Raw genomic sequence first — 21,008 nt, 5'->3', positions numbered from 1 at the left:
CCGGCACGGTGCGCGAGTACATCTAGCTCTATGAGACGGAGATCGCGCCGACGCGGAACAGCCGCACGGAGCTGGATCGTCCTCTGGCGGTTGTCGATGCGGTGAACACCGTCTCGCCTGCGCTCTGGTACGTGCACGTCGATCACTTGAACCGTCCGAAGAAGATGACGGACGCTTCGAAGGCATCGGTGTGGGATGCGGACTGGGCACCGTGGGGTGCTCCAATCACCCGTTCGGCTCAGGGTCACCAGCGACGAAGCCCGCTCTCCACCTGAAAACGGACATGAGCCGCAAGTGCGCTGAGCCGAGAGCATAAATGCGACCCATGTCGGCTGTTGGGACCTTTTGCGGTCAGTTGGCCCACGACAACAATGTCCCATGAGCCGACATCGCCGCGTATTCACTGGAGTGCCTTACTGCATCCGCAGCTCAAGTCCGCTCACGGGTGGCGAGCAGACAGCAAGCCTATGCGATTTCGCATCAGCTCTTAGGCGGCGTGCTTGCTAGTATCAAAGTTTGTGAACCCCAGACGTGATGATCGGGGATGATGGAATTCTGTTCGCCGTCCGCAAAGTAGAACTGTGTGAGGCCACTGAGCCAAGCATGATCGAGGGGAATCTTTGCATTGGGGTTGTGAAAGATCTGAAGCTCATCGGACCAGAACTCGGTATAGTCCGGCGAGGCTACGTCTTCTGCAAAAGGGATGCCCATCGTGGCATTCGGATCTGGGTTCAATCTATGTCCGACGCGTAGATAGGTGTGGTCTTGGGCCGCAAAGCCCGCAATGACACCCATGCGATCGAACTTTGAAAGCGTGCCAGCATTCGAGAATAGGACGGCGGAGACGTTCTCGGCGCCAGGCTGATCAAAGAACCCGGAGGGAATCACCTTCTCTCCAAATTTGTGTTCCTGATTTTTGATTGCGCTAACATTCAAGTGTCCATCGACCATCTTCCACTCAACGCGGTGTCCATAGAGATATGGCCACAGTGCTGATTGAGTGAAAGTCATCGAGCCGGACGACTCATGATCGGCTCGCTTATGGAAGTCAGCGACTGCCAATACGAAGGGCTTGTCCTTCGTGTCATCTCGCTCCCAGTATCGACGGCCCTGTGCATCCTTCTTGCTAAGCTTGCTCGTGAGGACTGACCCAAACTTCATCGGCATATAGTTCGCCAAAAACTCCTTCATCTCCTCATTGTTTTTGGGCTCTGGGTGTGCCGCTAGCGGGCCCGATGTTGAGGGCGCCACAGTAGTTGCCTCAACGCAGAATTCGATTCCTGGTGCGCGGCACATGAAGTCCGGCGCTTCAAGTTGTGTGATATCGAAGCCCAGCTCGCGGAGCGCAGCCCACAGGTAAAGCTCCCAGAGACGCTGGTCGAACTGATTGAACTGGAACTCCTGCACGAAGTGGGGATCAGAAGGTGCCAGCCAGGGACCAATTTCCCTAACAACCGCGCGCGCCGGAGCGTTAGCCGGGCTCTCAAGAAGGATCTTGAAATAGGGATGTAACTTTGATGGATCCACATCACCAGGAACGCGAAGCAAATCTACGGGCTCGTTGGGCTCGTCTCCCTGCGACCCCTGCTCGGCAAGGTTTCCCTTTTCGAGAGTCCTCGCGATCGCATCACGCAGCCCGACAGTCGCGTAATCCTCGCTCTTCAAGCTATGCGCCAAGTCAACGGACCTGAAGCGACCGGCGCGGTCCCGCAGCAAGATCTGCCAACCGTAGTCATCGCCATGCACGTCTCTAAACACGAACCCTAGAATGGCTTCATCAAGATCCGACCACCATGAGAGTTCTTGCGCATAGACGCGCGCCAGTGATTTTCGCGTGCCAGGGACATAGTGATTGAACCGCGCAGGCTTCAATCTCTTGCTCAGCGCATGATCCGCTTGGCGCTTCTTTTTCTTAAACTTCGCTGCTCCGCCCATAGCAATCCTAGGCAACAATCTATTGTTCGGTTTCCCCGCCTTTGCGGACGCGGACGCTGGCCCAGTTTGCGCACCGCACTGTCCGCAATTTTGGATTAGCCCCTGAAGGGGCGGACTCCGCCAAGCTTATAGCGGTCGACTGCGCTGCAAAATTCCTCGACACTTGGAAAGTTTTCGTTGTTCCGTCTGGCAACCTCGAGGCCGTTATATGCCGTCATCATAAAGTCCCCGATTTCGTGGCGTTCGCTTATCGTCGCGCCATGATGCAGGTAGTTGGAACGAAACTTATATATCGCCTTCACATTCCTTATGACTTTCTCTCGTTCGTCGGCTGTGTGCGCGGTTGTGAAAGCCAAGCGTTCACCCAGATTCTGGCCGATCTGCTCTGATCCATCCTTCAAATACAGACTCTCAAGCGCCGTTAGCATGTAGACCAGTCGATCACCAAGGTCATCGACCATCGTGCTTTTTGAGTATCTGAGATGGCTTGCTAGCACGACCGTCTGGAAGGCAGTTGGCTTCTGAAGCTTGATAAGAGCGGCCGTGTCGTCGAGGCCAGCGCCCTTGATTTCTCGGATGAGATCCGCGTCCAGACGCCAGTGGCCCATGCTCTTGCTCGCCGATTGACTCCTCGCCCCCGCAAACTGGCCGTTCGCAACAAGTACAGCCCGCGCTATCGGTAAATGTTCTGTTCCTAGAAGCGCACAAGGACAAATCAAGCCGGGATCCAAGGCCGCTTGGGAGAATAGACGCAGGATGCCTATGGCAGCTTCAGCTTTCGCCATTGCGAGCTCAAATGCCCGAACTGGCTCAGCGTCGGTTTCAACTACGACTGCTGCGTGGCCCTGCATCTTCTGTCTGAGAGACTGGAAGTACGCCCGGCTGTGCTCTCTATCTTCCGGCGCTACGGCTCCTTCTGATCGAAGTTCCAAATCATTCAGGAACTGAGCGGTGATCGGGCAGATCCGACTGTCGCCAATCGTAAATTCATGCTCCACCTCGAGCGAGGATATCGGCGCCCAAACCGTTCGCGGGTGGACGTCAGCAGAGATTTGCATCTCAAGATAGTCGATTAGGGTTCCCGTATAGCCATCCCGCAATCTTCCGCGGCACCACAGAAAAACATGATCTTCAAGGAACGTCTCGCTCAGTCTGTTTCGTAGAGCCGCAACTTTTTGCAGAGCTCCGACAATCTTGGAAAGATCAGGATAGTCTTCTTCTTTGAGTCCCACCATCGCCGATCCGTGGTGATAGAACTTTGCGAGCGTCCTTCCATAGGGGTCCGCGACGGTCAGTATGCGGACGTCGATGAAGTCATCGTCGGCCAGGACAGCGGCCGGAATCCTCTCACTGGGAAATTTCGGCTTGCCCGTCGGCGGAGGCTTGTAACGGCGGAATGTTTCAAGCAGTGCAAGGGCCCGCTCATTGATGTTCCGTCGAGCCTCGGGATGTATGGAATCCATTCATGTCTCCGGGCCCATCATTGGGACGCACCGTCGTGACGCGGACCTAAAGGATAGAACCGCGTTGCTATGGCCGAAGCTGCCGTTTCATTCAGGGTGTCGTGGACAAATTTGCGCTTCGAAACCAGTCGAACGCATTGAAGGCGTGATTCGTCATAGATTTCCAGACGAGCGAGATGGTCGTCGCCAAAGTCAATACAAACCGGACAGGTGGCATCCAGCCATGTTCTGTGAGGGCGAATCCAGTCGAATTGGTCATGCCCTCTGTACGCGTCGTTCACCTGCGCTTCGATCTCGTGAAAGCCGTGGATCCGGCCTCCTCGCAAAGATGCTTTGGTCACATCCGGATCGTCCCTTTTGCACTCCGACAACCGATAGAAGAGACCCGCATTGGCTCCATGTTTGTGACGTCGCGCCTTTTCCCAAACGAGGTCCTGCGCAATCTCAGACGTGGGGTCGGGTAGGAGGTGATAGATATCGAAATTCTTCCGAAAGGATCGCCCGTCAATCACCCACACAAGATTGCCATAGAAGGCTTCGCGGGAGAGGCGCTCCTCGTCAGTGATCGCGGAATGCTGGACCTCGATAAAGATGCCGGTCGGCGTCCGGATATCGGCCCGGTGCACTTCGCCGTTAGCCGCGACGTGAGACACCTCGCGGCAGGACTCTGGAAACAGGTTTTTCCACCCGCGGTGCCAATCCGTCTCATTCTCCCACCAGGGATCGCAGTTGCGTCGCCCTGAATGCGCCCAGTGATGCAGGACCCTGGGGCCGCATTTGGCAATCAATTGGGCTCCACATGTCGGGCACCTGCCCCTTCCTCCTTGAAACGCCTGACGGCGTTTACTGTCGACGATCGCGAACTGCATTGTTCAGTTTGAGCCTTCGGAGACCGGATGGAGTCTAAACGCATTCACGTACTGGAAGTATGTTGAGCCTAGCTCGCGAACTGCAGCAGAGTACCGCTCACTTTTTCAAGTACGCCATGGGTTGTCTCGGTGAATATAAACTCGAAGTCGGGCGTGTTCGGGCACACATCGCCTTTCGCCGCAATCATTGCTCTGATGCTGTCTGGGGCCTGCTTCCACTGATCCTCAAAATCCTCAACTTGGTCGAGAAGCAAGTCGGCAGCGCGTTGCGAGCTTGAGCTGGTACCTGCGGTAGATAGAAAGCCCCGGCCGATATAGACCTGCCCATCTATGTCTACAGATGTCAGTATTCCGCTCTTGCGCAATTTGAGATGCTCGGCCTCGGTGTAGCCATTGCGGCTTGGCAGCACGCCTTTGACCTGAGGAAACAGCTCGACGTTGGGCCAGCTGTCGATCGCCGCCCGTACGATCGCGCGGCTCGTCCATTGCTTGTGTGCGAAGATGTCGATCACGTACGCTGTGTTGGACAGAAGCATAACCAGCAACAACTCGTCCGTCCTCGCGATGAAGTTCGGATTGTTCTGATCGGGGCCGGTGCCCAGGTGGAGATGGTGCACGCCCCAGTCGTTCAAAAGGAGATCCTTGTCTCTGCTCGTTGAGCGCGAACCGGCAACATAGCCAAGCGCAACGTCCTTGCTTAGTCGTGGCGTGAGATCGCGGCCGCGTTCGAGAGATGACAGAATGTCCCGCAAAGGAGCGCTGAACTGCGCCCGCATGGGGTTTGCTTGGTACGCCTTCGATAGATGTACCGAGCGAGCAACGGGGCGGATGAGCCGACTTAGCCAATTATGATACGTAACCAGCAAACGCCCAATATCCATTGAAGCGAGTTCGCTTGTCGCATCTGTATCTGACGGGTCGTGAGGCAGGGTTGCCATGACATGGCGTCGGATGTCTGCTTTGAGGTCCATGCGCGTCAGTGAGATCCGAAGCAGTTGTTCGTAGTTCGCACAATTGGCAAGGGGCACGTCCGACGCGAGACCATAGTGCTCAGCTTCAAGTGCTTTCCAGTCTTCCCTTGATCTTTCCGCCGAGGCTGCAAATAGCGCAGGCTAGATGATCCGCCGCACGCATTGGAGCGCATCGGCGACCAGCACAAGCTGACAGCGCCGCAGCCGCTCAATGTAATCATCCGGTGAGAGCTCCGGATTGACGAGTCGGGACCGGATGCGCTTCACGCATTCGAGAAAGCGGTCGTGATTGAGATCACGCTGGTGCATCAAGAACTCATCCGGATGCTGGGCTTCGATACCGAAGGGTGCGAGCAAGTCCGGTGGAAAATCCTTGAGGTTGGTGGTCACGATCACATCCGCGCGTCCGACAATTGCTGCCGCAAGCACGTGCCGGTCATCGGGATCGGGAAGATTGAGCGTGGGGATCAGCGACTCGTAGCCAGTCACGAGCGCGTCCGGCACCGCAATATTCATCAGCTCGCGCACCCGCGAGACGGTTTGTGAGGTTACCTTAGGATTGTTGGCCTGTAAGTGGCGGGACCACTCATCGTGGATCTCGTCGCTCCACCGCGCCCGATAGACGCCTGTGTTCGCAGTCTCGATCAGGAGATCGCGAACGGGTGCCGGGTAAAGCACACAGGCGTCTAAAAGAGCGGTGAAACCCGGCAATTAATACCCCATGTCGTTCTTCTGGCTGATTTCGGCCAACTCGTCTTTGGCCGTTTCGCCTTCGATTTTGGTGAATTCCTTATATTTCAGCAAATCCTCCAGCCGGACACGCCTGTGCGTGCCGACTTTGCGATGCACGATTTTGTTTTCGTCAAGCAGACGCACGAGATAGGGGCGCGACACATTCAGGAAGCGCGCCGCCTGATGCGTGGTGAGCTCGTGGTCGATCGGCATGAGTGACACGGCGCGATTGCTAGCAACCGTGATGAGCAACAGCCGGATGAGGTCGAAAACCGTCTCATCGATCTCGATTTCAGTGTCGGTCAGTCTGTCCTGCACGACAAAGCGCGCCGGATCAGCCTCCAGTTGTCGCAACATCTGGGTTGCAAATTCCACTGACGCTGCCGACGGCACAACGGGCGTGTTGGGGGTAAGTCGGCGAGTCATGTTCGTGCTCCGTTCTTTACGCTTGACATAGGTTCATCCTAGCCCATATATGCAATAAGTGCAACAAACGCAACATATGAACTAACGCAGGACGCCACGGGCGGGGCCCAGACGCGAAAGCCACGCAGAGGGAAAAGTTATGTCAAAACAGCCTCTTGCGGAAACACCGTGCACAAGACGCTCGCCCGTCATTCTGGTGCCGCGCTCCAAAATCCCCGATTCGACGCACGCCGAGCTGGTGGCTCGATCGGCCGGCCGTTGCGAGTTCTGCAACGTGTTTCTGTACAGGCATCCGCTGACCGGCGAGCGCGGCAATTTCGCTGAGGATGCTCACATCGTAGCCTTCAGCGAGCGCGGTCCGCGCGGCGAGGAGGACCGGCCCGCCGACATCAACAATATCGACAACCTGATGCTGTTGTGCCGTCCGGATCACAAGCTGATCGACGATAACGAGGAGCGCTATACCCGCCCTTTTCTAGAGCTGCGCAAGCGCGAGCATGAGGCCCGCATCCAGCGGGTGACTGAATACGGGCCAAGCACCCAGACCACGGTGCTGCAGCTGAAAGTGAAGATCGGTTCTCAGGTTGTCGAGGTCGATCGGACTGAGACGTTCGAGGCACTGTTTCCGCGCTATGCGGTCGCCGATCCGCACATCATCGATCTGACGGGGCTTGGCGATGAAGAGCCGGGCGCCTTCTACAAGCTCGCTGCTGATCTCATTCGTCGAAGGGCGGCGCTCCTGTACGAGGCGGGGAGCGATCTCGAGCGGACGCGTCACTTGTCGGTGCTTGCGCTTGCGCCAATCCCGTTGCTCGTGAATCTCGGCAATAGCCTCAGCAACAAGGTGGCCACAGACTTCTATCAGTGCCACCGCACGCGCCCCGAGAACCGCTGGAACTGGTACGAGGGTGCCCCCCCTGCCCGGTTTGCACTGCGGCGGCTTCGTACGGGCACGGATCCGGCGGCCGTCGGGCTTGTCCTGTCCCTGAGCGGCGCAATCGATATTGGAAGTCTGCCGGCCCACGTGGACGAGCGGTTTTCGGTCTATGAGATTTCGCCTGTCGATGCGGTCCCAAGCACCGGCCTTCTTCGACAGAAGGAGGATCTGGAAGCATTCCGCGCGGTCTACCGCAACGCCCTGGCAGAGCTCCGGCGCGGGCATCCAGGTCTTAAAGTTCTGCACGTGTTTCCGGCCCTGCCCGCGCCCGCGGCGGTGACCTGTGGTTTCGATCTGCTTCCGAAGGTCGATCCGGAGTTGCGCATCTATGACAACGTCAAAACAGAAGGCGGCTTCGTAGAGAGGCTGAGCGTGAATGCCCATGAGCAACAATGACTATCTGACGGACCTGCTGAATTCGCAGAAGCTCGACGAACACTCAGACGAGTGGAAGGCGCTCGACGCGGAAGCGGAAAAGATCGAGGCGATCGTTCGCGACGCCTATCCCCGTAGCACGATCATGTACACGCATGGCGGGTCGCGCGCGAAAGGCACGATTATCCGCGAGGACTATGATCTGGATCAGGTCTGCTATTTCCAGAATGATGACGCGGCTCCAGGCGAGACGCTTGAAGAGATCTACGAGAATTTGGCCAAACTTCTAGCCAAGCACTACACGGTGCGCCGCAAGCGTTCGGCGCTGCGCCTTATAGATCCGAAAGGCATCGACGTGCGGGTGGACTTCGTGCCCGGCCGTTACGTCAACAAGGAAGACTGGGACGTTTTCATTCACCAGAACGAGGGTGACAAGGACTGGCTCAAGACGAATATCGAGCTGCACATCGCTCACGTCCGGGACAGCGGCTGCACCGATGTGATCATGCTGATCAAGCTCTGGAGAACGCGCAACCGCATCGGGGTGAAGACCTTCCCGCTGGAACTGCTCGTGATTGAGGCGCTCGCGGATAACAACACGGGCACATTGGAAGACCGCTTCACCCGCGTGCTGGAGGCGTTTGCCGACAAAATCGACAAGCTGCAGATCGAGGATCCTGCCAATCCAACCGGGAACGATCTCTCTGAGGCGCTACCAGACACCCTGCGCAGGCAGATCTCGAAAATCGCTTCGAACACGCTCGCGACGGCAGCTGATTACGGCTGGGAGCGCGTGTTCGGCAGCATCGAATCCCGGCGCACCACCTATCCCAGCGTACAGGTGCTTCAGTCCGCCGCCGCGGCCACTTCGATCAAGACCAAGCCGTGGGGGCATCGCTAGATGAGCGATGCGTGGTTTGAGCGCGATGCCGATGCCCTGCCCGCGCTCGAAGCCATGCTACGGGCCCGGTATCCGACGTTGCATGCATTTGTCGTGGATGGGGTGTGCCGTGTGCGCGGCGGCTTCGAGGCCGTGCCGGGCGATATCTATGGGATCGAGGTCGGTTTGCCTTCCAACTATCCCGCATCGGCGCCCTCGGTCTGGGAGACCGAAGGCCGGATTCCGCGAGAACTTGACCGGCATGTGTACCCGGATGGCTCTTTATGTCTTGGCACGCCGCTGTCGCTTTGGCTCGCGCTGGACGGTGACTTCGGTCTGGATCGGATGCTCGACATCCCCATCCGCAATTTCCTGATCGGCAACAGCCTCGTCGAAAAGGGAGAGCCGTGGCCATACGATGACTACCCGCACGGTCCCGACGGCATCGTCGAGCATCTGGAAGAGTTGGTTGGTACCGGCGACGGGCTAAAGCTCGGCAGGTTTCTGCTCAACATGATGGGTGGAAAGGTGCGCGGCCATTGGCCCTGCCCCTGTGGAAGCGGAGAGATTATCCGGAGATGTCACCGCGAAGGGATCGAGATGCTTCGACGAGCGCCGCGCGGGTATCTCATGCACGCGGTCGAAAGCATTCTCAAAGGTCTGGAGCAGAAACCCGACGCCGCGTGACGTTGCTCGCCTTTGCATATTCCATTCCCATCGCGCTTCGCAATAGCGAGTCAAAAACCCAGGCAAGGCAGCATTAAATTGTGCGTCCCGAAGCAAGACCGCCCGCTTCCGGCCAACAGAAAGTTGTTGTCCGCTAACCGACGCACTGGCGACGTGGATTGTGCTGCACGGTAGCCACCGCCCTTATAGGGCAACAACTTCCGCCTTCTCGGCAAAGAAGACGTTGAGTGTCAGGATTGCGGCCTTCCGAGATGTTCCAACGCCGGCCCGAGCGCCATCTCGATAGTAGGGTTAATCCAACGCTCAATGTCTTCGATGGCAATATCGATGCATTCGACCAAGTCCTGTCCGCCACCGTTAAGCAGCAGGAACTCTTTAACGCGCCTCAATTGGTAGCGTTGGAGAATAGCATCTTCCGTTTCCTCGATATCGTCTACATCCGGCCGATGGGGGTTCATACGCTACCTCTCCTACTCAAAGCGAAACACGCAGCTCAAAGTTCTCATCTTCACTTTCCCCGGCGCGCCACTTAGCACATTCTCCCCGACTTGGGGTCCCGCTCGGGTCCCGGCGTAGGGGCACTGTTGAGCGCCTCGACTTCGCCTATCTCGGCTGCATGTCAGACAAACCAAATTTCGGCTTCACTGCGAATGAGCGCTTCGAATTCCTTGAAGAGGAAGCCAAGAAGCTCAAAGTTGGCGATCGCATCGAGATCGAGCGATGCATCACGCCGATGTCATCGGCGAAACCCTGGCCGGGATGCGGATGCGCATTGTCTGTCAGTTTGCAGGACAAATCCTGGATCGGGATAAGCCGGCTGAACTCGATGTGAGAGACACGCTTGCAGGATCGCGGCCCAAGCCGCCGCAGCGGCTTTCACCGTCTGCTCGCGCAATCTAGGGCGACGACGTGAGCAGACACGTCCGCTAGCTGTCGGAATCCTTCAAACGCCGGGAGGCGACGATCGCCTCGACACGGTTGCGTGCGCTGAGCTTGTGCAGAACGCCGCTCATATAGTGCTTGATGGTTTTCTCGCTGAGATCGAGCTTCCTCGCGATCTCCTTGTTGGTCAGACCAAGCGAGACTTCGCGCAGGATCTGCTCCTCGCGGATCGTCAGGGCTTCGAGAGGCGCGCGCTCGTCCCGCTCCTTCGACCGCGTCGCCGGCGCCGCCAGGAGGCGCGCGGCGAAATCGGGCGTGATGTAGGTCTCGCCGGACGCCACGGACCGGATGGTGCGGACAAGATCGGGACCACCGATGCCCTTCAAAACGTAACCGCGGACGCCCGCCTCGAGTGCGGCCGTAACATCTTCCATGCGCTCCGACACCGTCAGAAACAGAAGCCGCACCGAAGGGCAGGCCGTTCCGATCTCCTTGGCCGCATTGAGACCGCCGCCCGGCATGTTCACATCGAGAAGCATGAGCCCGGGAGACTGCGACCGCGCGATCTCGATCGCATCGTCCGCGCAGCCGCCGAGCCCGACGACCTCGAAGTCTTCCTCCAGCGACAGCGTATGCTGCACGCCGGCGCGCATGAGCGGATGGTCGTCAACGACTGCAATTCTGAGCTTTGTCATCATGTTTCGATCGAACAGGGAAGCATCGCGGTTAAGATCGTGCCCGAGCCGGCGACACTGGTCACACTGAAACTTCCTCCAAGTGCTTCGATACGATGGCGAAGTCCACACAGGCCGAGCGTGCCGTTGCCAGTCGACTGGCCGTCTTGCACAAAGCCCTGTCCCCGGTCCGAGACCTCGACGATCACGACCGGACCTTGCTTCACCGCGCGAACGGTTTGTCCCAGCCCCGACGCGTGACGGAAGGCATTGTTGAGCCCCTCCTGGACCAGGCGGAAGGCACAGATTTTGAGCGCCGACGACAGATCGCACGGCAAATCGCCGATGTCCTCGCGGACCACCGTACCCGTGCGTCGTTCGTGCTGATCGATGGCCATGCGAAGCACGGCCGCCGCTGGCAATCGGTCGACCTCGGGAACCGACACGCCAGCGGAAATATTTCTTATTTCCTTCAGGGCATCCTGAGTGGCGCGCGTCACCGCGTCGATGGCATCCGCCCTGCGGGCCACGATATCGGCCGGAAGACCGGCTGAAACCTCGTGCAGACGAAGAAGCGCGAAGCTGAGCAGTTGTGCCGGGCCATCGTGCAGATCGGCGCCCACGCGGCTCAGGACTTGATCCGACACCTTTGCACTGCTCGAATTCGCACTGGTGACGCGAGCCCGGAGATCCTCGTTCTGCTTCAACAGCAGCGCGAGCTCGTTGATCTGGGTTTCGAGCGCGCCCTTCTGCGTAAGAATAAGCAGGCTTCCGCGATGAACGATCCCGAACAGCAGCGCCAGCATGCCGAAGGTGAGGGCTCCAACGACGAGCCAGCTTTGCTGGCGCGCAATCGTAAAGTCGCGGATCAGCTCCGTCGCGTCCTCGTAGAACTCCGATATCGCCACGATACGGTCGGTGTTGCGCTCGTAAAGTGGCGCATAGACCTCGAAGATAGGCTTGCCGTAGAGGCGCTCGTCGACGGATTCAATATCCGTCTTGTCGTCGAAGTCCGCCATCACGCGCCCTGAAAGCGCGCCCGCGAGCTCAGTCGTCATGGGCGGCTTCTCGCCGACGTGCCGTCCGTCCGACGAAAAGGCGATGGTGCCATCCGAGCGCCAGATCTTGATTTCGAGAATGCTCCGCCCGAGCGACGTATCCTCGATGAGATCGGAGATGACCAGTTTTGCCCGCGGCGTGAGCGTCGTGCGCTGAGCCATCTCTTGGACGGCCGGCCCGATGAGGGCTTCCATATAGCGCGCGGACGCAGCCGCAGCATTTTGCACGACACTCTTCTTTATGCGGCTATCAATCCATCCGCCCACGCAAATCATCGTCGTGCAAATAACGATGGTCGATGCGATCAGGAAGCGCGTCGAAAGCGTCCAGTCCTTCCACTTGGACCCGAGCCATTGCAGGACCTTGGTCGGAGAATTCCGGGACCAAAGTCCGATCAGCCATTCGACGCCAGACCCCCGAGATGGTCGGACCCCGTACCCTGCCGTTTGCTCACTCATTGGATAAAAATCACTTAAGTGTTGCGCCTAGGGAAGGAATATTGGGGAATTTCCGGTCCGCTCGATCAGACTTCTACAGATCATTAGGATTAGCGCCGAGCACGGAGTTTCTCAAGGTTTGAAACGGCACCCGGACGCATCACTCCGCCTTTGTCGGAGCATGGTAAATGCGTTCGCGTTCCCAAATATGGAAGATCTCACGCCGTCTGGCCGCGTTGAGGTTTGCTTACCGCCCGCATTCGACTGCCAACGGCGTCTCGAAGACTCCCACGAGAGACGAAAAATTTCCCCACCCGATGGGCGTGGTCGAGCAGAGAAGCGAAAGCAAAGCCCACATCCTTTTCCTGGCCGGAGACCTCGTAGCGCTCAAAAGATTGCTGCGCCGCGAAATGAATCTTCCGGTTCGCCCGCAAAAACTCCAATGCACCTCGGTGTCCATCGCGCGCTCGCGAGACTTGCGCGCCTTGGCGGTCATGCACGCGTTGAAACGGAGCATGGACGCCGCGTGCCGGCCGATACCTCAAAGGCCCAGCGGTAAATTTACGAGCGACCAAAGCGTATTTTCTACGAGAAAACACTGACGAAAACGCGCGCTAAATCTCGCGCGCGGTCAAATGTGGAAAAAAGAAGTCAATAAATAGCGAAACAATTCGAGTCATAGCGAGGAGTGGCGTCATGGTAACAATGATCAGAAGTGACCTGGATTTCATCCTCGCTCAGATCAAGATTGCAGAGGCCGATGCACGAGGAGAGCCGCTCCTCGGGACTTACATCCCCAACACCGAGTTGCCTTGGGGGCTGAGGCGCGTCGACGGGTCCAACAACAACCTCTTCCCTGGTCAGGATAACTACGGCGCGGCCGACCAGCCGTTCCCGAACGCCGTCCCGCCGAACTACGTCAATGAGGGCGACGATGGGATGGCGTTCGGTCCTCCCATCCTCGTCGGTCCCCCGCCCGGCACGCTCTTGTCCATTCCGGGCGTAAATGGCCCAGGAACCGGAGTGCCCCTTGGCTACCTCCCCGGTCCGGGTGGCAACTTCCTTAACAACAACGACTACGCTCTCCACCTCGCCAACACGAGCTCCGACTCCCGCGCCATTCAGCCGGGCGACGTGGTCGACGCCGATCCTCGCATCATCTCGAACCTCATCGTCGACCAGACGCCGAACAACCCGGCAATCGTATTCAAGGCGTTGCAGGTAGCAGGAGTGGCCAACCCGCTCGCGGCTGCGGAATCGATCAAGATCCTTGTCGACAACGTCAAGGATGCACGCGCATCCGGCATCGCAGGCGACATCACGACCGCGGAAAGCGCGCTCGCCACCGCTCTCGACGGCTTCGGCCTGCTTCAGCACGCCAGCGCGACCGGCGACATCCTGAAGACGACGCTCATTGTGGAGAACGTCGCGCCCGACGCCGGGCTCTCAGCCCCATTCAACGGCTGGATGACCTTCTTCGGCCAGTTCTTCGACCACGGTCTCGATCTCGTGGGCAAAGGCGGATTCGGCACGGTCTACATCCCGCTGCAGCCGGACGATCCACTCTACGTGCCGGGCAGCAGCACCAACTTCATGGCGATCACGCGCGCCACCGTCGATGCAAACGGCAATACGACCAACAAAGTCACGCCGTTCGTCGACCAGAACCAGACCTATACCTCGAACGCCTCGCATCAGTTCTTCCTGCGCGAGTATGAGCTGCGTGACGGCAAGCCGGTCGCGACCGGCCGCCTCCTCAATGGAAGCGACGAATCCGGCGGCGGACTAGCGACGTGGGCAGACGTCAAGGCCCAGGCCCTGAACGTTCTCGGTATCGAGCTCAATGACTTCGATATCCACAATGTCCCCGAAATCGTCATGGATCCCTACGGAAACTTCATTCCGGATCCCGTGACCGGCTTCCCGCAGCTCGTCACCTCGATCGACCCTGGCGGCGCGGTCACGACGGTGACCGGCAACCTCGCCACGCCGGTGCGGACCGCCGATGGCAAGGTCGGAACGGGTCATGCCTTCCTCGACGACATCGCCCACAACGCGGTGCCCAACGCCGGACAAATCGCCGATCCGGACGCCGGTGTCGGCCTCGCGACCGTAACGCAGCTCTCGAATGCCAGCTTCGAGACCGACTCCCTGACGGCCGGCTCGCCGGGCGTCATCGAAGACCCGCTGGGCAACTACACTTTGACCAGCCCGACGGGTTGGATCGTCTCCGGCACCGGCGGCCTCTATCAGCCGACGGCAGCTGTCATCGCCTCCGCCGGCCATTCCGGCGCCAAGGTCGCCTGGCTCAACCCCGGCGCGACGCTCTCCCGCGATACCGGCGTGACGTTGGTCGAAGGCCAAGTTTACCGCTTTAGCCTGAACGTCGGCGACCGGAGCGAACAGGCCTTCGGCGGCGGAACCGTTCGCCTCTTGACCGCCGATGGCGACGTCGTTGCCACCGTGACGCTCCCGACGCCGGCCAACGGAACCTGGGCACCGGTAACGATTTCGACGGGCACGATCCCCGCCGAGTTCGCCGGCGAGCTGCTCCGCATCGAGATCGCGAACTCCGGCGGCGGCGGCGGTCAGATCCTGATCGACAACGTCCAGATCAACACCGGCTACTACGACAACGAGCTGCTCGATAAGCACTACATCACGGGTGACGGCCGCGGTAACGAGAACATCGGTCTCACCGCCGTCCATCACGTCTTCCATTCGGAGCACAACCGCCAGGTCGACCTGATCAAGAACCTCGTCCTGAGCGAGGCTCAGGCCGCGGCTGCCGTCGTCGCCGCGGCGACTCCGGCAGAGCTTGCCGACGGACGCTTGGCGGCGGACGCCACCAACAAGCTCGAATTCCTCAATGAATGGCTCGACGTCGATCTGACGGCCGCCACCTTGGGTGCCGCCACGGTCGGCAACGTCGTTTGGGACGGCGAGCGCTTGTTCCAGGCCGCCAAGGTTCCGACTGAGATGCAATATCAGCATCTCGTGTTCGAGGAGTTCGCGCGCACGGTGCAGCCGTTCGTCAACGTCTTCAACGACTACAATGGCCAGCTCGACTCCGCGATTCTGTCCGAGTTCGCCCACACGGTGTATCGCTTCGGCCATTCGATGCTGACCGAGACCGTCGACCGCCTCGACGAGGACAATAACGTCGTTGGATCCGGCGGCGCGACGGGACCCGACGCTGAGCAGATTGGCCTCATCGAAGCCTTCCTCAATCCCATCGAGTTCGCCAACAGCGGCGTCGACGCCGAAGCCGCGGCCGGCGCCATCGCGCGCGGCATGACGCGCGTTGTCGGCAACGAGATCGACGAGTTCGTCACCGAAGCCTTGCGCAACAACCTGGTCGGCTTGCCGCTCGATCTGGCCGCGATCAACATCGCTCGCGGCCGCGAGACCGGCGTGCCGAAGCTCAATGCGGCCCGCACCGAGTTCTACCAGGGTTCTGGCGATAGCCAGGTTCGCCCCTACGTAAGCTGGGTCGACTTCGCTGCCAACCTCAAGAACCCCGCCTCGATCGTCAACTTCATCGCCGCCTACGGCACGCATAGCTCGCTTCTGCCCGCGAGCCCCGACGATCCCGATCTCACCGTCGAGCAGAGGCGTGACGCGGCTTGGAACCTCGTATTCGGCACTCCAGGCGAGACGCTTGCGGAACGGCAGGACCGCCTAGACTTCCTTAACGCCCGTAACGCCTACGCCGGCGGTTCGCTGGGCGGCCTCAACGACGTCGACTTCTGGATCGGCGGCCTCGCCGAGGAGCAGATGGCCTTCGGCGGTATGCTGGGCACCACCTTCAACTTCGTCTTCGAGGTCCAGCTCGAAAACCTGCAGAACGGCGACCGCTTCTACTACCTCTCGCGCCTCGCCAACCTGAATCTCACGGCCCAGCTCGAGAACAACAAGTTCGCCGAGTTGATCGCCCGCAACACCAACGCGACCCATCTTCCGGGCAACGTGTTCAAGGCGATGGACTACCAGCTCGAGGTTGACCAGACGAAGCAGTTCAACCACGGGCTCGGCAGCGCCGATCCCGACGCCAGCGAGCTCGATCCGTTCCTCGGCGCCATCAACGGCGGTCTGAAAGTCAGCCGCGAGACCACACCCGACGGTTACAGCCTTCTCAAGTTCATCGGCGGCGAGCACGTCGTGCTCGGCGGCACCGAAGGCAATGACTGGCTGATCGGCGACGAGGGTGACGACACGCTGTGGGGCGACGGCGGCGACGACCGGCTCGAAGGTGGAATCGGCAACGACTTCATTTTCGGCGGTGACGGCGACGACATCATCACCGATCAGTTCGGCGATGACGAGATTCGCGCCGGCGCCGGCGACGACGTCGTCACGGCGGGTCAAGGCATCAACCTCATCATCACCGACACCGGCCGCGACTTCGTCTGGGCCGGCGACGACCTCGACGAGATTCTTCTCGGCCAGGGCGACGATTTCGGCGCCGGTGGCGCCGACGAGGACACCCTGATCGGCGGCGAGGGCAACGACTGGCTCGAGTCCGGCCTCGACAACGGCCTGATGCTCGGCGACAACGGCGACCTCATTCAGGGCCTGCCCATCAAGCGCTCCGTCGATAGCCCTGTCATCGGCCACGACGTTCTCGTGTCGACCGGCGGCAACGCCGACTTCGACGCCGAGCAGGGCGATGACATTATGGTCGGCGGCTACGGCACCGACCGCTTCTTCGGCCAGTTCGGCTTCGACTGGGCAACTTACAAGAACGACGCGTACGGCATCGAAGCGGATATGAATCTCCGCCTGTTTGCGCCCCCGTCCACGCCTGCCTCGCCCGGCGCCATCCTCGACCGCTACGCGCAGATGGAGGCCCTCTCCGGCTCGCGCGAAGCTGACATTCTGCGCGGCGACGACCAGGACGACCTTGGCGCGGGCGGCGCGGTAGCTGCCAACAACGAAGCCGCGCTCGATCACGCTCTCAAGGACTGGAACGTTTCGCTGTTCCGCGGTCTCGATGCCTGGCTGGGTCCGATCAACGAAGCAGGCGACAACCGCTTCTCTGCCGGCAACATCCTGCTCGGCGGGTCGGGCAGCGACATCATCGAGGGGCGCGGCGGCAACGACCTCATCGACGGCAACCTCTGGCTCAATGTGCGCATCGAAGTCAGAGCCCTCGATATATCGGGCAACGTCACCGATACCGTCCTCGAAAGCGTCGACGGCATGGCGGCGCTCCACGAGCGCATGTTCAGCGGCGAGATCAAGGTCAAGCAGCTCCACATCGTTCGCGAGATCGTGGACTGGCAGCAGGGCCCGAACGGCGAGACCATCGTCAACGGTCCGAGCAACCAGAGCGACATCGACAACGTCGACATCGCCCAATTCTCGGCCGAGATGTCGCAATATGAGATCGAGGGGTACGACCAGAGCGCCGATCCACTCACGGAAAGGGCGGAAGATCTGGACGGCGACGGCTTCATCACCGTCACGCACCTCTCCGTCGACCCCGACGGGACCGTCGTCACGGGCGAGTTCGGTATCGACGGCCAAGACCGCTTGAAGAACATCGAGCGCCTGATGTTCGCCGACGGCACCATCAAGATTGCTAACCACGACAACTCGATTGCCACCGGCGCGCCGACGCTTTCTGTCGTGGGACCGGGCAACGTCCTCACCCCGGTCGGCACCGATACCATTGTCGAGGTGGGAACCGTTCTGCGTGCTTCGAGCCTTGGAATTAGCGACGCCGACGGAATCAGCACCGAGATCGTCTTCTATTGGCAGGTCGAGCTCGAGCCTGGCACGGGCGTGTTCGAGAACATCCAGAACGTCGTCGCCGACGAATTCGCACCCGTTACCGGCACGCAGTTCACGCTGACGGATGCTGAGGCCGGTCTCAGGGTCAAGGTCGTGGCGCGCTTCAAGGACGGCGACGGTGTCCAGGAGACGGTCACCTCCGCGCCGACCAATGCCGTGGGCGGAACGGCCATTCCTGAGGACGGAGCCATCCTCGGTACACCGGGCGACGACGTGATCTTTGGTACGCCTTTGGCAGACGACATCTTCGGCCTTGGCGGAAACGATGTCCTGATCGGCCGCGCGGGAGACGACCTCCTGGATGGCGGCACCGGAACCGACACCGCCATCTTCATCGGCAACGTCGGCGAGTTCACGTTCGAGCGCACGCCCGAAGGCGGCATCGAGATCATTCGCACGGCAACCGGTGAGGAAGACGAGATCGTCGGCATCGAGACCGTCATCTTCGTCGCAAGCGAGGCCGACATCAATCCGACGACCGGCGCCGTCACGAACCCACTCGCCGTGTTCACGATTGCCGAGGTTACGTTGTTTGCGGATGGCCTCGCCAATCCGCCGAACGACGGCGCCACAAACGGCGACGACATCCTCGTCGACGTCGCAAATAACGTGTTCATAATCGACGGCCTCGGCGGCAACGACCAGATCTTTGGCCTCGATGGTCAGGATCAGCTGAACGGCGGCGCGGGCGACGATCAACTGTTCGGCGGTAATGGCGCCGATATTCTGAACGGCGGACCCGGCAACGACATCATCGATGGAGGCAACGGCAACGACCGCGCCGACTTTGTGGGAGCAATCGGTAACTTCACCTTCGAGATCTCGGAACGCGGCAACCTCCTCGTCATCGACGGCACGACCGGCGATGAGGACGAGTTGATCAACGTCGAGACACTTCGCTTTACCGGCACCCCGACCTTCACCCTTGCGCAAGCAGAGGCCGCCGCCGGCCTGATCGTCGCCCCGGCAGCCGGAGCAACGGTCAACGGCACCGCGGCTGACGAGGCCATCCGCGGTCTTGGAGGCAACGAGACGCTCAATGGCGCCGGCGGCGACGATATCCTGATCGGTCTCGGCGGCGCAGATACGTTGAATGGCGGCGCTGGCCGCGACGCCCTCACCGGCGGCACCGGTAACGACACCATCAACGGCGGCGCCGACGACGATACCATCTTCTGGTACACAGGAGACGGACGCGACACGATCAATGGCGGCGCCGGCAACGACACGCTCGAGATCAATGGCCAGTCCGATATCGCCGAGGTCTTCACGATCTACACCGCGGCCGAGGCCGCCGCCATCGGCCTCAACACCGGCGGAGCGGAGATCGTCGTCACGCGCACCATCGGCAATGCTGCACCGGTGAACGCGGACCGTATCGCTCTGGTTGACAACGTTGAGGAGATTGCCATCAACGGGCGCCAGCTGCGCGCCAACAGCGATGGCACAATCGAGCTCGGCGACACCATCCGTGTGATCGGCGATTTCACGACCACCTCGCTCGCGCTCAACACGATCACCATCGAGGGAACGCGCGGCGGCGACGTTATCGATATCTCGAGTCTCACGTCGGCGCACCGCATCGTCTTCAAGTCGAAGGGTGGCAACGACGTCCTGATCGGCACGCTGCGACCGCAGGACGTGATCCAGCTCGCGGCGGGCCAATTGCTCGCCAGCTACACGACCACAACAAACGATGACGGGACGAAGACGCTCTCCAATGGAAAGAACTCGATCACGTTCTCGAGCACGGGGACACCGGTCATTCAGGAGGCGCCTACCAGCCCGTCCGGCAATGACGACGAGGACGACGACGATCACGATGATGACGACGACACCGGCAGCGACGACGATGATCAGGACGATGACGACAACTCGGGCGGCGATTCCGACGACGATGACAACGACTCGGACGACGACGAAGACGACGACAGCTCCTGCGATTCGGATGACGACGACGACAACCCGCAAACCCCGACCACGGGCAATCCCGCCCTTCCGTTCGTGGTCTACCTGGGAACTTCCGCCAACGACACCTACGCGGGCGGCGTCAACAACGACACGCTCTCTGGCGGAGCCGGTGACGATACGCTGTTCGGCCTCGACGGAGACGATAATCTCGCCGGTGGCGACGGCGACGACACGCTGGTCGGTGGCAACGGAAATGACATCCTGATCGGTAACGCCGGCAAGGACACCATTTTCGGCGGAACCGGTGACGACACCGTCCTCGCCGGATCGGGCGACGACACCATCTATGCCGACGCGGGCAACGATCTCATCTGGGGCCACGAAGGCCGCGACGTGATCAATGCCGGCGACGGCAACGACACCATCTTCGCCTCCGTCGGCGACGGCAATGACGCCATCCACGGCGGCGCGGGCACGGACACGCTCAATCTCGAAGCGCTGTCGCAAGGCGTCACGGTAGACCTGGCCTCGGGCACTGCGACCGGCGCCCAGTCAGGCACCGATACGCTGACGGGCATCGAGAACGTCGTCGGCGGTGGCGGCAATGACACCATCATCGCCGGTGCAGGCGTCAATGTCCTCGACGGCGGTGGCGGCAACGACACCTTCGTGTTCACGTCGGTGGCGAATGCGGACGGCGATGAGATCGTCGGCTTCCAGCAGGGCGACCAGATCGACCTGCGGCCGCTCTTCCAGAGCCTCAACCTGCCGACCGGAGACGACTTCTCGTTCACGAACGCCGCCTTCAATCAGGCTGGCCAGGTGCGCCTCCACGTCGTCGACGGAGATACCATCGTCGAAGGCAATACCGACGGACAGACGGACGTCGACTTTGCCATCACGGTTGTCGGCCGCGTCCTCACGACCAACGACTTCGTCACCTGAAGAAGCGCCTGACGCGCGAGAGATCACAT

At 60.2% G+C, this 21,008-nt stretch carries 14 protein-coding genes; 5 read left to right on the top strand and 9 right to left on the bottom strand.

Features of this window, described 5'->3' with window-relative positions; all coding sequences use genetic code 11:
• Positions 1-480: 480 nt before the first annotated feature.
• The 6 genes from QZV93_RS08780 to QZV93_RS08755 all read right to left on the bottom strand — a co-directional run bounded on the left by QZV93_RS08780 (position 481) and on the right by QZV93_RS08755 (position 6,396).
• Positions 481-1,953 carry a hypothetical protein gene (locus tag QZV93_RS08780; RefSeq protein WP_295557690.1) on the bottom strand — a complete coding sequence of 491 codons (1,473 nt, stop codon included), beginning with the start codon at positions 1,951-1,953 and terminating at the stop codon, positions 481-483.
• A 77-nt stretch (positions 1,954-2,030) separates the two neighbouring features.
• Positions 2,031-3,398 (bottom strand): HEPN domain-containing protein, encoded by a 1,368-nt coding sequence (locus QZV93_RS08775; protein WP_295557688.1) that lies wholly within the window; start codon positions 3,396-3,398, stop codon positions 2,031-2,033.
• A 17-nt stretch (positions 3,399-3,415) separates the two neighbouring features.
• Positions 3,416-4,267, bottom strand: a complete 852-nt coding sequence (locus QZV93_RS08770; RefSeq protein WP_295557686.1) for a competence protein CoiA family protein — start codon at positions 4,265-4,267, stop codon at positions 3,416-3,418.
• A 68-nt stretch (positions 4,268-4,335) separates the two neighbouring features.
• On the bottom strand, positions 4,336-5,238 hold the full coding sequence (locus tag QZV93_RS08765; RefSeq protein WP_295557684.1) for a hypothetical protein: 903 nt from the start codon (positions 5,236-5,238) through the stop codon (positions 4,336-4,338).
• Between the two features lie 141 nt (positions 5,239-5,379).
• A complete protein-coding gene (locus QZV93_RS08760; RefSeq protein WP_295557682.1) occupies positions 5,380-5,949 on the bottom strand; it encodes a PIN domain-containing protein in 570 nt (189 codons plus the stop codon).
• On the bottom strand, positions 5,950-6,396 hold the full coding sequence (locus tag QZV93_RS08755; protein WP_295557680.1) for an excisionase family DNA-binding protein: 447 nt from the start codon (positions 6,394-6,396) through the stop codon (positions 5,950-5,952).
• 196 nt (positions 6,397-6,592) lie between these two features.
• On the opposite strand from QZV93_RS08755, the gene QZV93_RS08750 reads away from it, so the two are divergent.
• Genes QZV93_RS08750 through QZV93_RS08740 form a run of 3 tightly spaced genes read left to right on the top strand, consistent with a single transcriptional unit; the run spans position 6,593 to position 9,275 of the window.
• On the top strand, positions 6,593-7,729 hold the full coding sequence (locus QZV93_RS08750; protein WP_295557678.1) for an HNH endonuclease: 1,137 nt from the start codon (positions 6,593-6,595) through the stop codon (positions 7,727-7,729).
• Positions 7,716-8,609 carry a nucleotidyltransferase gene (locus QZV93_RS08745; protein WP_295557676.1) on the top strand — a complete coding sequence of 298 codons (894 nt, stop codon included), beginning with the start codon at positions 7,716-7,718 and terminating at the stop codon, positions 8,607-8,609. Before QZV93_RS08750 ends, QZV93_RS08745 begins: the two co-directional genes overlap by 14 nt.
• Positions 8,610-9,275, top strand: coding sequence for a hypothetical protein (locus tag QZV93_RS08740; RefSeq protein ID WP_295557674.1), 666 nt, complete (start codon positions 8,610-8,612; stop codon positions 9,273-9,275).
• A gap of 230 nt (positions 9,276-9,505) precedes the next feature.
• On the opposite strand, the gene QZV93_RS08735 is transcribed toward QZV93_RS08740, so the two are convergent.
• On the bottom strand, positions 9,506-9,733 hold the full coding sequence (locus tag QZV93_RS08735; RefSeq protein ID WP_295557672.1) for a hypothetical protein: 228 nt from the start codon (positions 9,731-9,733) through the stop codon (positions 9,506-9,508).
• A gap of 262 nt (positions 9,734-9,995) precedes the next feature.
• Between QZV93_RS08735 and QZV93_RS08730 the strand changes: the two genes are divergently transcribed.
• Positions 9,996-10,175, top strand: coding sequence for a hypothetical protein (locus tag QZV93_RS08730; protein WP_295557670.1), 180 nt, complete (start codon positions 9,996-9,998; stop codon positions 10,173-10,175).
• 26 nt (positions 10,176-10,201) lie between these two features.
• On the opposite strand, the gene QZV93_RS08725 is transcribed toward QZV93_RS08730, so the two are convergent.
• Together QZV93_RS08725 and QZV93_RS08720 are read right to left on the bottom strand one after the other, a co-directional pair.
• On the bottom strand, positions 10,202-10,855 hold the full coding sequence (locus QZV93_RS08725) for a response regulator transcription factor (protein ID WP_295557668.1): 654 nt from the start codon (positions 10,853-10,855) through the stop codon (positions 10,202-10,204).
• Positions 10,852-12,117 carry an ATP-binding protein gene (locus QZV93_RS08720; RefSeq protein ID WP_295557666.1) on the bottom strand — a complete coding sequence of 422 codons (1,266 nt, stop codon included), beginning with the start codon at positions 12,115-12,117 and terminating at the stop codon, positions 10,852-10,854. The genes QZV93_RS08725 and QZV93_RS08720 overlap by 4 nt, the downstream gene beginning before the upstream one ends.
• Positions 12,118-13,032: 915 nt before the next feature.
• Here QZV93_RS08720 and QZV93_RS08715 point away from each other — a divergent pair.
• The gene (locus QZV93_RS08715) at positions 13,033-20,979 is read left to right on the top strand and encodes a peroxidase family protein (protein ID WP_295557663.1); all 7,947 of its coding nucleotides are present in this window, start codon (positions 13,033-13,035) and stop codon (positions 20,977-20,979) included.
• Positions 20,980-21,008 lie beyond the last annotated feature (29 nt).

This window comes from uncultured Hyphomicrobium sp. (assembly GCF_902826555.1).
Lineage (GTDB): Bacteria > Pseudomonadota > Alphaproteobacteria > Rhizobiales > Hyphomicrobiaceae > Hyphomicrobium_C.
Note: the sequence above shows the minus strand (reverse complement) of the source record. Positions and strands in the feature narration are given on the sequence as shown.